Here is a 14863-nt window from a genome sequence, read left to right as displayed (position 1 = left end):
GGATCACACCCACTTGCCCCCACCTGACCGCTAAAGCGGTCTGTCCGCCCCCATGGGGGGCGGAGGACGCACGCACTGCGCCGGCGGCAGTTCCTCTTCCCCCTCTGGGGGAAGACGACCGCGAAGCGGTCCGTAGGGGGCAAGTGATCACCGCGAGGAGGATCAGGATTTGCTACGGCCGCACGATCCGCCCGCCGACCAACGGCTCCGCCACCCCGGTCGTGCCCGGAAAGCTGATCGGCAGCCCCCGCGCCGTCCGGGCGGCCAGGAACGCGAAGGCCTCGGCCTCGATGGCGTCGCCGCGCCAGCCCAGGTCGTCCGCCGACACCACTTCGGAGATCCCCTGCAGGGCCGCAGCCAGTCCGCGCATCATGTGGGCGTTGTGACGCCCGCCGCCCGCGACGATCAACTTCTCGGGGCGTTCGCCCTCGGGCAGCCATTCATAGGCCCGCGCCACGCTGGCCACAGTGAAGGCCGTCAGGGTGGCGGCGGCGTCCTCCAGCGACAGAAGGTCGACGCATTCGACCGGGAAGTCGAAACGATCCAGCGACTTGGGCGGCCGCTGCGTGAAATAGGGCCGCGCCAACAGGCTTTCGAGCACGGCGGGGTTCACTGTCCCGGCCATGGCCAGGCGGCCGCCCTCGTCGAACCGCCCCGCTCCGCGCGCCTGGACCACCAGGTCGATCATGCCGTTGGCCGGGCCGGTGTCGAAAGCCAGCAGTTCGCCGTTCCGCTGGACGAAGGTGACATTGGCCACCCCGCCCAGGTTCAGGGCCGCCACCGGCGCGGCCAGGCCCGAGGCCCGGGCCCGGGCCGCATGATAGATCGGAGCCAGGGGCGCCCCCTCCCCGCCGGCCGCCACGTCGGCGGTGCGGAAGTCGAACGCCACCGGCCGGCCGCAGCCCGCCGCCAGCCGCTCGGCGTCCAGCAGTTGCACGGTCCGCCCGCCCCGCTCGGGCGTCGGCCGCTCGTGCAGCACGGTCTGGCCATGCACCCCCAGCAGATCGAAGTCCGACCACGACAAGCCATGCTCAGCGATGAAGCTCTCGGCCGCGTGCAGGTGTTCGTCGGCCACCGCGCGCCGGGCCTCGTCGAAGATCGTCGGCTCGGGCTCGCCGCGCACCCAGCCTCGGGCGATCGTCGTGGTCTCCAGCAGGAGGTCGCGGGTCGCTTCGCGCAGCTTGCGCTCGCCCGCCGGGCCGAAGGCCTGGATCTGTTCGCCGTCGGTCTCGAGCACCGCCATATCGACCGCGTCGAGCGAGGTGCCGGTCATGAATCCCAGGATACGCATGGTCTGGTTGACTGCCATGGGTCGCGCCGGGTAGCTAGGCCCCATGATCGCCCAGCGCCCCACGACCCGCGCCTATTACCGCCCGCTGTCCTAGCGGGAGGCCGACCGATCACGTCAGCGCCCCGCCCTCACCGGCGACGCGTTAGATCAAAGCGAACGTCTCCGGTCCTTGCCTCCAGGAGACTTCGACGATGAACCCCTCGCCACAGACCGCCTCGCCCGTGCTAGACGCACCGTCAGCGAAATCAGAGAGTCGAGCCATGTCCGCCGCCGCGTCCTTCAAGTCGGAATTCCTCCAGACCCTGCAGGCGCGCGGCTACATCCACCAGATCACCCATCCGGATGAGCTGGACGCCGCGGCCGCCGGCGGGATCGTCACGGCCTATATCGGCTTCGACGCCACCGCGCCCTCGCTGCACGTCGGCTCGCTGATCCAGATCATGATGCTGCGCCGCCTGCAGCAGGCCGGCCACAAGCCGATCGTCCTGATGGGCGGCGGCACGACCAAGGTCGGCGATCCGACCGGCAAGGACGAGAGCCGCAAGCTGCTGAGCGACGCCGACATCGCGTCCAACATCGCCGGCATCAAGCAGGTGTTCGCCAAGTTCCTGACCTTCGGCGACGGACCGACCGACGCGATCATGGTCGACAACGACGAGTGGCTCAGCAAGTTCGGCTACGTGCAGTTCCTGCGCGACTACGGCGTGCACTTCACGGTCAACCGGATGCTGGCCTTCGACTCGGTCAAGCTGCGGCTCGAGCGCGAGCAGCCGATGACCTTCCTCGAATTCAACTACATGCTGATGCAGGCCACCGACTTCCTGGAGCTGAACCGCAAGTACGGCTGCGTGCTGCAGATGGGCGGCTCGGACCAGTGGGGCAACATCCTGAACGGCGTGGAGCTGACGCGTCGCGTCGACCAGAAGGCCGCCTTCGGCCTGACCACCCCGCTGCTGGCCACCGCCTCGGGCGCCAAGATGGGCAAGACCATGTCGGGCGCCGTCTGGCTGAACGCCGAGCAGCTGAGCCCCTACGACTACTGGCAGTTCTGGCGGAACACGGAAGACGCCGACGTCGGCCGGTTCCTGAAGCTGTTCACCGACCTGCCGCTGGAGCGCATCGCCGAGTTGGAAGCCCTGCCGGGCGCCCTGATCAATGACGCCAAGAAGGTGCTGGCCGACGAGGCCACGCGCATGGCGCACGGCGAGGACGAGGCCCGCAAAGCCCGCGACGCCGCCGAGAAGGCCTTCGAGCAGGGCGCGCTTTCGGCCGACCTGCCGACCTTCGAGGTTCCGGCCGGCGACCTGGAGGCCGGGATCGTGCTGGCCGCCCTGTTCGCCGACGCCGGCCTGGCCGCCTCGCGCGGCGAGGCCCGGCGGCTGGCCCAAGGCGGCGGGCTGAAGGTCAACGACAAGGCCGAGGCCAGCGCGGACCGCGTGATCACCTCGGCCGACCTGGTCGACGGCGTGGTCAAGCTGGCGGCGGGCAAGAAGAAGATCGTGCTGATCAAGCCGGTCTAGAGTGCATGGTCATCCCGGATCGCTTCGCGGCGGTCCGGGATCGGTTGTTTGGACGTTGGAGAGACAGATGCTTGAAGCCGGCGACAAGGCCCCCGATTTCGACCTGGCCACCGACACCGGCCGCGTCAGCCTTTCCAGCCTGAAGGGCAAGAACCTCGTGCTCTACTTCTATCCGAAGGACGACACGGCCGGCTGCACGTCGCAGGCCCTGCAGTTCTCGTCCGAGGTCGAGGAGTTCGCCAAGCTGGGCGCGGTGATCGTCGGCGTCTCCAAGGACAGCGCCGCTTCGCACGCCAAGTTCCGCAAGAAGCACGACCTGACCGTCGAACTGGCCGCCGACGCCACCGGCGAGATCGTCGAGGCCTACGGCGCCTGGGTCGAGAAGAGCATGTACGGCCGCAAGTACATGGGCATCGACCGCTCGACCTTCCTGATCGATCGTGAGGGCGTGGTCCGCAACGTCTGGCGCAAGGTGAAGGTGCCCAACCACATCAAGGCGGTGCTGACAGCGGCCCGAGCCTTGAAAGAGGGCGCGTCGAAATAGCGGTGTGGCTTATCAGCCTCAGGCGTGCGGTTATCGCAACACTGAGACGTACGCGCGGTGGCAATCGGCCGCGGAACCTTTTATCGGTTGATTTGTTTAGGCAAAACGTCGCCCTGCGTTCACGCTCGGCGCGAAGTATCTTGCGCGCTTCCGCTTTCTCGTTGCATATCGCCGGGACCTTGAAAACGGGGGTTTCCTAGGGCGATGGCGATCACGCGCTTCAAGCGACTGCGACAATCCCTGGAAGATCTTTTCCCTGAGCGGCACCTCTATGTGCGCTCCGGCGGCGAGATGCGCGGCTACGTTTTCTCCACCGGCAAGCAACTGATGTGCGCCACCGGCGTCGCCGTGGCGGCCCTGTGGATGGGCGTCTGCACCGCCGCGATGATGGTCAACGCCCTGTCGGTCAGCTCGACCGACCAGATGGTCATCAAGCAAAAAGCCTATTACGAGCGTCTCAACGCCGACCGCCAGGCGCGCCTGAACAGCGCCGTGGCCCAGCTGTCGGCCAGCAGCGGTTCGCTCGACGAACTGGCCAGCTCGGTCGAGAAGCGCCACGCCGCCCTCGCTCTCCTGGTCAGCGATTTCAAGGGCGTGCCCGGCGCCGCCCAGGCCCTGCAGGTCGCCAAGCCGCACGTGCTGGGCGCCTCGCCGGTCGAGCGCATCCAGGCCACGCGGATGGACCAGGAACGCCTGATCGACGCCGCCGAGACCTTCGCCAAGAGCCGCGCCGAGCGCCTTCGCCTGGCCATGCGGATGGCCGGGCTGGACGCCGGTTCGTTCACCGGCCGCGGCGGCTCGTCGCTGGGCGGCCCGCTGATCGAGGCCAAGGATCCTCGCGCCCTGGCCGCCGTGCTCGACGTCGACGAAGACTTCGCCAGCCGAATCCAGCACGCGGCCACCGACATGTCGGACATGCGCCAGCTGAGCGCCGCTTCGCAGAAGCTGCCCTTCTATCGGCCGACCAACAATCCGGCGCTGAGCAGCAGCTACGGCGTCCGCTTCGATCCCTTCACCCATCGCCCGGCCTTCCATTCGGGCCTGGATTTCCCCGGCGCGTTCTACACGCCGATCATGGCCACGGCGCCGGGCGTCGTGTCGTTCACCGGCGTGCGCTCGGGCTACGGCAACGTCGTCGAGATCGACCACGGCAACGGCTTCAAGACGCGCTACGCCCACCTGCAGGCCGCTTCGGTCCGGGTCGGACAGCGCGTGGCCATCGGTCAGCGGATCGCGGCCATGGGCTCGACCGGCCGTTCGACTGGTCCGCATCTGCACTACGAAGTATGGGTCAACGGTCGGGCTCAGAACCCGAACCGTTTCTTGAAGGCTGGTGAGTATGTTCAGCAAGCAAGCTAAGGCGTCCAAGGGTCCGGCTCGCATCGAGCCGCTGCCCATGTCCATGGCTCCCGCCGCCACCGACGCGGCCCGCAAGGCCCCGCCCAAGGTGGCGTCCCTGATTTCCCCCGACATCACCATCGAAGGCGGCATCACCGGCGACGGCGAGCTGCAGATCGACGGCGTGGTGCGCGGCGACGTCCGCGTGGGCCGTCTGACGGTGGGCGAGACGGGCCACATCGAGGGCTCGATCTACGCCGAGGTGGTGGAGGTTCGCGGCCGCATCGTCGGAGCGATCACCGCCAAGCAGGTCCGCCTCTRCGGCACCTCCTACATCGACGGCGACATCACCCACGAACAGCTGGCGATGGAAACCGGGGCCTTCTTCCAGGGCCGCAGCCTGAAGTTCCAGCGCCCGGCCGCCCCGCAGACCCAGCCCGCGCCACAGGCGATGCTGGAAGCCAAGTCCGCCGGCTAGAAACAGAAACGCCCCGGATCGCTCCGGGGCGTTTTGCTGTCCAGCTCAGCGGCTGGACAGCACGAAGGTGTTGCCGTCCGGATCGCGAAACTTGGCGAACGTGCCCCACGGCTGCTTTTCCGGCGGCCCCTCGAACGTGACGCCCTTCTCCGTGAGCTTGCGATAGGCGTGCTCAACGTCGTCGCAGGCGAAAGAGCCGTTGAAAAAGCTTCCGATGCGGTCTTCGTGACCGTCCGGGGTGAACAGCACCAGACCTGTCTCGGCGCCGGGAATGCACAGCTCGATCCAGCGCTTGCCCGGACCCATCGGCTGGTCGGTGGAGACGCGCAGGCCCACCTTCTCGGTCCAGAAGGCCAGGGCTCGATCCTGGTCGCTCACCGGAATGCTGACGAACTTCAGTTGCTTGATCACGCTCATCCCCTGCCCTTTCGCGCCGTGAAGTCGGACGATGGATTAGCCGCCTCCCGTTGCGTCGGGGAAGAGGTGCAGTCATTGCTATAGCGATGACGACGCAGACCTATCCGATCGACCGCTATGTGCTCGACACCCTGATGGTCGACCTGGTCGGCCACGACCACAGGCCGTCGGCCTTCCTGGCCTATCTGGCGATCGTCGCCGGCCATGCCGACGGCCGCGCCAGCTTCAGCCACGCCCAGTTGGCGGAGCGCACGGGCCTGTCGCGCCGCACGGTGCAGGGCGCGGTCGATGTGCTGGAAAGACGGGGATTGATCGCGGTCAGCCGCCAGGGCCAGACCGAGGCGGCGACCTATGTCCCGCTGACGCCTTGGCGACGCCAGCGGGACGAAGACGGCTAGGCGTCGCGGGTCGCCCCGACGCGTTGAGCCAGGGAAGCGCCCATGAACTCGTCCAGGTCGCCATCCAGCACGCCTTGGGTGTCGGACGTCTCGACATTGGTCCGCAGGTCCTTGACCATCTGGTAGGGCTGCAGGACGTAGCTGCGGATCTGGTGACCCCAGCCGATGTCGGTCTTCTGGTCTTCCAGCGCCTGCTGCGCCGCTTCGCGGCGTTGCAGTTCGGCCTCGTAGAGCCGGGCGCGCAGCATCTTCCAGGCTTCCTCGCGGTTCTGGTGCTGCGAGCGGCCGGCCTGGCAGGCCACGGCGATGCCAGTCGGGATGTGCGTCAGGCGCACGGCCGAGTCCGTCTTGTTGATGTGCTGACCGCCGGCCCCGGAGGCCCGGTAGGTGTCGGTCCGCACGTCCGACGGATTGATGTCGATCTCGATGGTGTCGTCGACCACCGGATAGACCCAAGCCGATGCGAAACTGGTGTGGCGCTTGGCGGCGGCGTCATAGGGGCTGATGCGCACCAAGCGGTGGACGCCGGCCTCGGTCTTCAGCCAGCCATAGGCGTTCGTGCCCTTGATCAGCAGGGTCGCCGACTTGATGCCGACCTGGTCGCCGGAGGTCTCTTCGACCAGCTCGACGCTCATCTTGTGAGCGTTGGCCCAGCGGCTGTACATGCGCAGCAGCATGCCCGCCCAGTCGCAGGACTCGGTGCCGCCGGCTCCGGAGTTGATTTCGACATAGCAGTCGTTGCCGTCAGCTTCGCCGGACAGCAGGGCCTCGAGCTCGGCGCGGCCGGCGCGGTCCTTGAGGTCCTTGAGCTGGGCGCGGGCGTCCTCAAGCAGGGCTTCGTCGCCCTCCATGTCGGCCAGCTCGGCATATTCCAGCGCGTCCTTCAGGCCCGTTTCCAGCACCTGCACGGCCTCGACGCGGGCGGCCAGGCTGGCGCGCTCGCGGGAGACGGCCTGGGCTTCCGCTGGACGGTCCCAGAGGGTCGGGTCTTCGACCCTGGCGTTCAGCTCATCGAGCTTGCGTAGGGCGACATCCCAGTCAAAGACGCCTCCTGAGCAGTCCTACGGACTGCTCGATGTCGGCCGCGGAGGCCTCGACATCCGGTCTCATCACGTAACTCCGTGACAGTGTTTAAGGGCGCGGGATGTAGCCCGCGCCCAGAGTCGGCGCAATGACCGATCGGATTTAGTACAGACCGCTGATGTCCGGGGCCTGGGTGGGCGGCTTGGCGGGGCCTTGGGTCGGCGCCGGACCGATCTGGCCGTTGGGCCAGACCTCGCCGTAGGGCTGCGGTCCGGTGCTCTCGGTCGGGACGACGACCTTGGGCTCCGTACCGGGACGGAAGGCCTCGCGAATACCGCGCACCATGGCGAACTTGGCGTTCTTAGGCGCCCTGAACTCGGTCTTCGGCTGACCCTTCAGCGCCTCGCGCATGAAGTCCATGAAGATCGGCACCGGACCGGTCGCACCCGTTTCGCCCTCGCCCAACGAGCGGTTGTCGTCGAAGCCGATGAAGACGCCGACTACCAGGTTGGGCGAATAGCCCATGAACCAGGCGCTGCGGTATTCGTTGGTCGTGCCGGTCTTGCCGGCCAGCGGATAGCCCAGCGAACTGGCCTGGGCCGCGGTGCCGCGCTGGACCACGCCCTGCAGCATCGAGGTGATCTGGTAGGCGGTGATCGGGTCCATGACCTGCTCGCCCAGCGCGGGGATGCGCGGGCTCTCGTCGCCGTTGAAGCCGGCGTTGCAGCGGACGCAGTCGCGCTTGTCGGCGCGGAAGATCACCTTGCCCTCGCGATCCTGCACCAGCTCGATCAGATGCGGCTCCACCCGGCGTCCGCCGTTGACGAACGGCGTGTAGGCCGTGGTCAGCTTGAACGGCGTGGTCTCGCCCGCGCCCAGGGCCATGGCCAGAACCGGCGCCATCTCGTGGGTCACGCCGGTCTTCTTGGCGGTCTCGACGATCTTCTTCATGCCGACGCTCTGGGCCAGGCGTACGGTCATGGCGTTGATCGACTGCTCCAGACCCTTGCGCAGCGGCAGGGCTCCATAGAACTTCTTGTGGTAGTTCTCCGGGCTCCAATCCTCGCCATTGGCCCCCTTCAGGGTGATGGCGCTGTCGACGATCACGCTGGCCGGCGTGTAACCGTTCTCCAGGGCCGTGGCGTAGACGAACGGTTTGAACGCCGAACCCGGCTGGCGCATCGCCTGGGTGGCCCGATTGAAGTTCGACAGCGAGAAGCTGTAGCCGCCCACCAGGGCCATGACGCGGCCGGTATAGGGCTCCATCGCCACTAGGGCGCCGTTGACGATGGGGGTCTGGCGCAGGCGATAGGCCGGGGAGCTCTCGGACTTCTCGACGAACACCAGGTCGCCGACCTTGAGGCCCTTGGTGGCGTTGGCCCAGGCCATGTCCTCGCCGGCGATGGCCCCCTCGCCTTCTCCCTTGGCCAGGCGGACGCCGCCCGAGGCCGAGGTGACAATGGCCGGACGCCAGCCGCGGCGCTCCGAAGGCGGAGCCTTCTTCAGCGCCTGTTTTTCCCAGTCGGCGTCCAGGGCGTCGACATGGCCCCACGCGCCCCGCCAGCCGTGGCGGCGGTCGTACTTCTCGAGGCCTTCCATCAGCGCCACCCGGGCCGCGGTCTGCAGCTTGGGGTCCAGGGTGGTGCGCATGTAGTAGCCGCCCTCGTTGAGGCGCGGGCCGAGGGTGGCCACGCCGCGCTGGCGCACTTCCTCGACGAAATAGTCGGCGTCGCGATAGGCGGCGCGCTTGGGCGCCGGCTGGACGACGAGGTCCTCGGCCATCGCCTTGCGGGCGTCTTCCTGGCTGACCCAGCCCAGTTCGGCCATCTGGCCCAGGATCCAGTCGCGGCGGGCCTTGGCCTTGGCCTTGTTGCGGATCGGGTGGTAGTTGTCCGGTCCCTTGGGCAGGGCCGCCAGATAGGCGCATTCGGCCAGACTCAGCTCAGGCAGCGACTTGCCGAAATAGTTGTAGGCGGCCGCGCCCACCCCGAACGAGCGATAACCCAGCCAGATTTCGTTGAGGTACAGCTCCAGGATTTGCTGCTTGTCGAGCGATTGCTCCAGGCGGTGCGCCAGGATCGCTTCCTTGAACTTCCGTCCGACCGTCGCGTCGCTGGTCAGCAGGACGTTCTTGGCCACCTGCTGGGTGATCGTCGAGCCGCCCTCGAGGCGCCGGCCTCGCGCGGCGTTGCCGACATTGTTGAGCATGGCGCGCGAGAAACCGCCGACATCGACGCCGCCGTGCTTGAAGAAGTTGTGATCCTCGGCCGCCAGGAAGGCCTGGGCCAGCTGGGGCGGGATCTGATCGTAGGGTACGAAGATCCGGCGCTCTTTGCTGTATTCGCCGATCAGGGTGCCGTCCCACGCATAGACGCGCGTGGCGGTCGGCGGCCGGTAGTCCTGCAATTCGCCGGCGTCGGGCATGTCGTGGAACAGCCAGGCGGCATAGATGGCGATGGTGAAGCCGGCCACGGCGATCGCGGACAGCACCGCGACACCGGCGATGGCGATCCATCGTTCTCTGGGCTTCAGATCCACGCCGCCTCCGTCGGGCGACGCACTTTCGCCCGCTCCGTTCGAATCCTCTAGAGCGCGATCGGCAAAAACGTAAGCGGTTTTGCGGTCGCAGGGCTCGGCCACGTCCGACGCGTCCTCCCCCCGATGGCTCTAGCGCGCATCGGGCAAGGCGCCAACGGCTCTCGCCGCCCTCGCGAGCAGAAGCCTTTCAGCCTAGCGGGCGGTCAGGCGTGTCTGGGTGGCGAAATAGGATTCGATGGAGCCGGCGACGGCGTCCATCAGCCGGCCGCGACCGGCTGATGTCTTCAGAAGCTGCTCGTCATCGACATTGGTGATGAAGCCCATCTCGAGCAGCACGGCCGGCACGTCGGGGGCCAGCAGGACGATAAAGCCGGCGTCGCGATGGCTGCGGCGCAGCAGGGCCGTCTCCTCGCCCACCGACTGCAGCAGGGTTTCGGCGAAGGCGGCCGAACGGTTCTTGGTGGCCCGTTGCGAAAGGTCGAGCAGAATCTGGCTGACCGCGCGATCACGGCCGGGCAGATTGGCCTTCATCAGCCAGTCGTCTTTTTCGAGCACTCGCGCCACGCGCTCGGTGCCCTTTTCCGACAAAGTATAGACGCTGGCGCCGCGGGTCGTCGCGTCGGGTCCCGAATCGGCGTGCAGCGAGATGAACAGGTCGGCGTCGGCCCGGCGGGCGATCTGCACCCGAGCTTCCAGCGGAACGAAAGTGTCCGACTGCCGGGTCATGACCACGGTGTAGCGGCCGGACTTCTCCAGCTTGGCCTTCAGCGCCTTGGCGGCCGACAGGGTGACGTCCTTCTCGGCGGTGTTGGCGCCCGAAGAGCCGGGATCCTTGCCGCCGTGGCCGGCGTCGATGACGATGACCTTCTTCAGGCGCAGGGCCGAGGCCTTCACCGGAGCCGAGATCAGCGTCGGCTTCAGGACCGCGGTCTGGATCGCGCTGGGCGTGTCGGTGGACTTCAGGTCGATGACATAGCGATAGGCTGATGCGCCGTCGCCCGGCGGCAACAGGAAGCGGCGGCGGACCTCGGCGTTGGCTTTCAGCTCGAGGCGCAAGCGCGAACCGCCCGCGGCCTCGTCGATCGCCCAGCGTTCGACCAAGCCCTGACCCGAGCCCTGGAGGTCGCCGGCGGTCGTCACGTTGGGCAGGCCGATCACCACACGGCGATCCGCCGCGCCGTCGGCCAGCAGCTTACCGGTGGCGGCGCGATCGAGATCGATGACGATGCGGGTTTCGTTGCGGTCGCCGCCGAAGCGGACCTTCTGGACGCCGGCGGCCGGCGCCGGGCCCTGGGCCATGGCCACGGCGACACCAGCCAGGGCCAGGCCGCCGACGATCATCGCCGCTCGCGCCCATCCTGTCCTTGCCGCCGAGATCAGAACCTTGCTCATGCCGCCCGTCGCCCTCAGGGCGCTCAACCTAACCCAGAAATTGATATCCGCATTTTCGGGTAGAGAAAGCGTTAACCCAAGCGCGACATGGCCGCACATAAGCGTTCAGTCGAGCGCTTTTCTTTTACGGCGCGATGTTGCTACACTATGGTCCGCGCGCTGAGCGCCGTGATCGTCATGGCGGAAAGCGTGAGCGGCTCCTATCTCGCGGACGTGCTTGCATTCTTAAGGATGCAATTCGCATTCGCGGCCGGAACCGCCGGACTGAAAACGAGTTTGGGCTCGATTACCAGCGTGAGGCGCGAAGCCTTCGCCTGGATCGTCCCGCAGGGTCCGCGTCGGACCCTTAAGCCGTCCCGGCGTCGACGCTCCATCCGATCCGCGCCCTCCGGCGCGTTTAAGGAACACAGAAACCTTATGGGCTGCGCCGCACCCGACCGCCTTTGGCGACCGACCTTCCGCAACCGCTTCGGCGGGGCGACGGGCGGTGACGTGCGCGCCTTTCAATCATATCGGAGCCCGGACCTAGCGTCCGCCGCGCGCCGTGGAGATACCCTTTATGTCGAAGAAGATGTTGATCGACGCCGCCCACGCCGAAGAGACGCGTGTGGTGGTCGTGGATGGTACGCGGGTTGAAGAATTCGATTTCGAGAGCCAGACCCGCAAGCAGCTCCGAGGAAATATCTATCTCGCCAAGGTGACCCGCGTTGAACCCAGCCTCCAGGCTGCGTTCATCGAGTATGGCGGCAACCGCCACGGCTTCCTCGCCTTCAACGAGATCCATCCGGACTATTACCAGATCCCGGTCGCCGACCGCGAAGCGCTGATGCGCGACGACTCGCACGACGACGAGGACGATCATCATCACGGTCGCGATGGCGAGGATGATGGTGACGCGGTCGACGACGAGGAAGACGCCGTCGAGGAAGAACTGGCGCGCCGCAAGCGTCGCCTGATGCGCAAGTACAAGATCCAGGAAGTGATCCGCCGCCGGCAGATCATGCTGGTTCAGGTCGTCAAGGAAGAGCGCGGCAACAAGGGCGCGGCCCTGACCACCTACTTGTCGCTGGCTGGCCGGTACGGCGTCTTGATGCCCAACACCGCCCGTGGCGGCGGCATCAGCCGCAAGATCACCACGGTCACTGACCGCAAGCGTCTCAAGAGCGTCGTGCAAGGTCTGGACGTGCCGCAGGGCATGGGCCTGATCGTCCGCACGGCCGGCGCCAAGCGCACCAAGGCCGAGATCAAGCGCGACTATGAGTACCTGCTGCGTCTGTGGGAGAATATCCGCGACAACACGCTGCACTCGATCGCGCCGGCGCTGATCTACGAGGAAGAAGACCTCGTCAAGCGCGCCATCCGCGACATGTACGACAAGGACCTGGAGGGCATCTGGGTCGAGGGCGAGGCCGGTTACAAGGAAGCGCGCGAGTTCATGCGCATGCTGATGCCCAGCCAGGCCAAGAAGGTCTTCCCTTATCGGGAACCGGCGCCGCTGTTCGTCAAGCACAAGATCGAAGACCATCTGGCCCAGATCTACTCGCCGACCGTGCCCCTGCGGTCGGGCGGCTATCTGGTGATCAACCAGACCGAAGCCCTGGTCGCCATCGACGTCAACTCGGGCAAGGCGACCCGCGAACGCAACATCGAGGCGACCGCGCTGAAGACCAACCTGGAAGCGGCCGAGGAAGCCGCCCGCCAGCTGCGTCTGCGCGATCTGGCCGGTCTGATCGTCATCGACTTCATCGATATGGATGAAGGCAAGAACAACCGCGCCGTCGAGAAGGTTCTGAAGGACTCGCTCAAGGACRATCGCGCCCGCATCCAGATGGGCAAGATCAGCGGTTTCGGCCTGATGGAGATCAGCCGTCAGCGCCGCCGCACCGGCGTGCTGGAAGGCACCACCCACGTCTGCGAACACTGCGACGGCACCGGCCGCGTGCGCTCGGTCGAATCCAGCGCCCTGGCCGCCCTGCGCGCGGTCGAGGTCGAAGCCTTGAAGGGCGGCGGCGCCGTCACCCTGAAGGTCAGCCGTCCGGTCGGGATCTACATCCTGAACGAAAAGCGAGCCTATCTGCTGCGCCTGCAACAGACCCACGCCCTGTTCGTCACGGTCCTGGTCGACGACAGCCTGCACCAGGCCGAGCACGACATCGACCGCACGGAGCTGGGCGAGCGCCCTGCCCCGCAGATCTTCGCCCCGATCGAGCCGGACCCCGTCTATGACGACGAGGCGTTCGACGACGAAGAGGACGAGGAAGATGAAGACCTCATCGCCGAGGACGAAGGCGAGAGCGAAGCCGACGACGCGCCCCGCGCCGCCCGTCCCGCTCGCGCCGAACCGGCCGAAGACGAAAACGGCCGTCGCGGCCGTAAACGCCGCCGTCGCGGCGGGCGTCGCGACGAGCGTGACGAAGCTCCGGCCGAAGCAGCCGGCGACGAGGACGAAGAAGACGCCGACGCAGAGGGCGGCGAACGCGCTGAAGGCGACATCGAGGGCGAGGACGAGGAATCGCGTCGCCGCCGTCGCCGTCGCGGACGTCGTGGCGGTCGCCGCGGCGGTCGTGAGGACGGTGATCGTCCGGCCGACGCCTTCGCCTGGACCCGTCCGCGGGTTCCGTTCGGCGAGAGCGCCTTCGTCTGGCACGACCCCGCGGAACTCGACGGCCGCACCGCCCGTCCAGAACGGGCCGAACGTCCGGAACGCGTCGAAGCCCCGGTGGCGGAGCGCGCCGAGCGTCCTGAACGCGCCGAGCGCGGTGAACGCGGCGGTCGTCGTGGTCGCGGTCGCGGCGAACGTAGCGAGCGGACCGAGGCGTCCGACGCGCCCCGCGCCGAACGCCCGCCCGCCCTCCGCGTTGATGTGGCCGAGTTGGAAGCCGTTCCGCTGCCGTCGCCCGTGATCGAAGGCCCGCCGGCCGACGTCTGGGTGGAACTGCCGCCGCAGGACGAAGCGCCCAAGAAAGCGCGGCGTCCCCGTAGCCGAGGCCGCAAGGCCACCGACGCCGACGCTCCGGCCGAGGCGACCGCGGAAGCCGCCGTCGTCGAGGAGACCGTCGTGGAAACGGTCGAGGACGCGCCGCYGGTCGCCGCGGATGTCGAGGTCGCGGCTCCTGTCGCGATCGAAGCCACGCCGGAACCTGTGGCCGAACCGGAACCCGTCGCGGCCATTGCGGCCGAACCGGCGCCGGTCGCCGTCGATCCCGACCCGGCCGAAATCCTGACGCCGCCCGAAAAGCCCAAGCGCGGCTGGTGGCGTCGAGGCTAAGACTCTTGGATGAAGCTCGGCGGGGCCCTGGTTCCGCCGAGCTTCACGCCTATATCGCGAGATGCTCGTTCGACATGTTCCCAGGTCGTCGAGAACCGCGTTAGACTGCCGGCTTGAGCGCGGGGGCGCGATCAGGAGAGTTTCGATGACCTCCCGGATAAGGGCGGCTTCCGAAAATTTGGCCAGGAAATCGGGGTCGGCGCTGTCCGCGCTGGCTCTGCTGGCGACCGTCCTCGCGCCTGCCGCACCGGCCCGAGCGCAGGACGGCCCGTCGCTGATTCGCGACACCGAGATCGAAGAGATCCTGCACCGTGACGCCGATCYGATCTATGCGGCGGCGGGTCTGGATCCAAAGACGGTCCGCATCCTCTTGGTCGGCGACAAGGAACTGAACGCCTTCGCCACCCAGGGCCTGATGATGGGGCTCAATACCGGCCTCATCCTGCAGACCGAGACGCCTAACCAGTTGAAGGGCGTCATCGCCCACGAAACCGGACACCTCGCCGGCGCGCACCCGCTGCGCTCGGGCGAGATGATGCGGGCCGGCCTGAAGCCCATGATCCTGACCATGGGTCTGGGCGTTCTGGCCGCCTTGGCCGGTGCGCCCGACGCCGGCGCGGTCCTGCTCGGCAACGCCAGCTATTTCGGCCTCGGCC

Annotated in this window: 12 protein-coding genes; 7 read left to right on the top strand and 5 right to left on the bottom strand. The window is 67.4% G+C overall.

The genetic code is table 11. The features are described 5' to 3' along the window. Nucleotides 1–172 precede the first annotated feature (172 nt). Nucleotides 173–1291 (bottom strand): anhydro-N-acetylmuramic acid kinase, encoded by a 1119-nt coding sequence (locus AC1DZ6_RS05580; protein ID WP_477096198.1) that lies wholly within the window; start codon nt 1289–1291, stop codon nt 173–175. A gap of 191 nt (nt 1292–1482) precedes the next feature. Between AC1DZ6_RS05580 and tyrS the strand changes: the two genes are divergently transcribed. The 4 genes from tyrS to AC1DZ6_RS05560 all read left to right on the top strand — a co-directional run bounded on the left by tyrS (nt 1483) and on the right by AC1DZ6_RS05560 (nt 5171). Then, entirely contained in the window at nt 1483–2811 is a 1329-nt protein-coding gene (gene tyrS / locus AC1DZ6_RS05575) for a tyrosine--tRNA ligase (RefSeq protein WP_477096197.1), read from the top strand. A gap of 67 nt (nt 2812–2878) precedes the next feature. Further along, entirely contained in the window at nt 2879–3355 is a 477-nt protein-coding gene (locus AC1DZ6_RS05570) for a peroxiredoxin (protein ID WP_477096196.1), read from the top strand. 204 nt (nt 3356–3559) lie between these two features. Further along, on the top strand, nt 3560–4714 hold the full coding sequence (locus tag AC1DZ6_RS05565; protein WP_477096195.1) for a M23 family metallopeptidase: 1155 nt from the start codon (nt 3560–3562) through the stop codon (nt 4712–4714). Continuing rightward, the gene (locus AC1DZ6_RS05560; protein WP_477096194.1) at nt 4695–5171 is read left to right on the top strand and encodes a bactofilin family protein; all 477 of its coding nucleotides are present in this window, start codon (nt 4695–4697) and stop codon (nt 5169–5171) included. The genes AC1DZ6_RS05565 and AC1DZ6_RS05560 overlap by 20 nt, the downstream gene beginning before the upstream one ends. A gap of 45 nt (nt 5172–5216) precedes the next feature. Here the strand turns inward: AC1DZ6_RS05560 and AC1DZ6_RS05555 are convergent, their stop codons facing one another. Then, on the bottom strand, nt 5217–5588 hold the full coding sequence (locus AC1DZ6_RS05555) for a VOC family protein (protein ID WP_477096193.1): 372 nt from the start codon (nt 5586–5588) through the stop codon (nt 5217–5219). Between the two features lie 86 nt (nt 5589–5674). Here AC1DZ6_RS05555 and AC1DZ6_RS05550 point away from each other — a divergent pair, with 86 nt between their 5' ends. After that, entirely contained in the window at nt 5675–5986 is a 312-nt protein-coding gene (locus tag AC1DZ6_RS05550; RefSeq protein WP_477096192.1) for a helix-turn-helix domain-containing protein, read from the top strand. On the opposite strand, the gene prfB is transcribed toward AC1DZ6_RS05550, so the two are convergent. The 3 genes from prfB to AC1DZ6_RS05535 form a co-directional block, all read right to left on the bottom strand. Continuing rightward, nucleotides 5983–7096 (bottom strand): peptide chain release factor 2 gene (gene prfB / locus AC1DZ6_RS05545; RefSeq protein ID WP_477096191.1). Its coding sequence is split into 2 segments (ribosomal slippage): nt 5983–7026 and nt 7028–7096, totalling 1113 coding nucleotides; the frame shifts between segments, so codons are not numbered across the junction. The two genes, AC1DZ6_RS05550 and prfB, sit on opposite strands and share 4 nt — an antisense overlap. Before the next feature lie 75 nt (nt 7097–7171). Next, nucleotides 7172–9547 carry a penicillin-binding protein 1A gene (locus tag AC1DZ6_RS05540; RefSeq protein WP_477096190.1) on the bottom strand — a complete coding sequence of 792 codons (2376 nt, stop codon included), beginning with the start codon at nt 9545–9547 and terminating at the stop codon, nt 7172–7174. Nucleotides 9548–9739: 192 nt separating this feature from the next. Continuing rightward, a complete protein-coding gene (locus tag AC1DZ6_RS05535) occupies nt 9740–10939 on the bottom strand; it encodes an N-acetylmuramoyl-L-alanine amidase family protein (protein ID WP_477096189.1) in 1200 nt (399 codons plus the stop codon). A 559-nt stretch (nt 10940–11498) separates the two neighbouring features. Here AC1DZ6_RS05535 and AC1DZ6_RS05530 point away from each other — a divergent pair. Together AC1DZ6_RS05530 and AC1DZ6_RS05525 are read left to right on the top strand one after the other, a co-directional pair. Continuing rightward, nucleotides 11499–14207 (top strand): Rne/Rng family ribonuclease, encoded by a 2709-nt coding sequence (locus tag AC1DZ6_RS05530; protein ID WP_477096188.1) that lies wholly within the window; start codon nt 11499–11501, stop codon nt 14205–14207. 145 nt (nt 14208–14352) lie between these two features. Next, nucleotides 14353–14863, top strand: a 511-nt coding sequence (locus tag AC1DZ6_RS05525; protein WP_477096187.1) for a M48 family metalloprotease, incomplete at its 3' end; no start/stop codon positions are given.

It is taken from the genome of Caulobacter sp. P1_B12_2 (assembly GCF_056406675.1).
This window is presented reverse-complemented; position numbering and strand designations above follow the sequence as displayed.

Coding starts and splice junctions, on each gene's coding strand:
- AC1DZ6_RS05580 (WP_477096198.1), bottom strand. CDS start 1,291: ATGCGTATCCTGGGATTCATGACCGGCACCTCGCTCGACGCGGTCGAT.
- tyrS (WP_477096197.1), top strand. CDS start 1,483: ATGAACCCCTCGCCACAGACCGCCTCGCCCGTGCTAGACGCACCGTCA.
- AC1DZ6_RS05570 (WP_477096196.1), top strand. CDS start 2,879: ATGCTTGAAGCCGGCGACAAGGCCCCCGATTTCGACCTGGCCACCGAC.
- AC1DZ6_RS05565 (WP_477096195.1), top strand. CDS start 3,560: ATGGCGATCACGCGCTTCAAGCGACTGCGACAATCCCTGGAAGATCTT.
- AC1DZ6_RS05555 (WP_477096193.1), bottom strand. CDS start 5,588: ATGAGCGTGATCAAGCAACTGAAGTTCGTCAGCATTCCGGTGAGCGAC.
- AC1DZ6_RS05550 (WP_477096192.1), top strand. CDS start 5,675: ATGACGACGCAGACCTATCCGATCGACCGCTATGTGCTCGACACCCTG.
- AC1DZ6_RS05535 (WP_477096189.1), bottom strand. CDS start 10,939: ATGAGCAAGGTTCTGATCTCGGCGGCAAGGACAGGATGGGCGCGAGCG.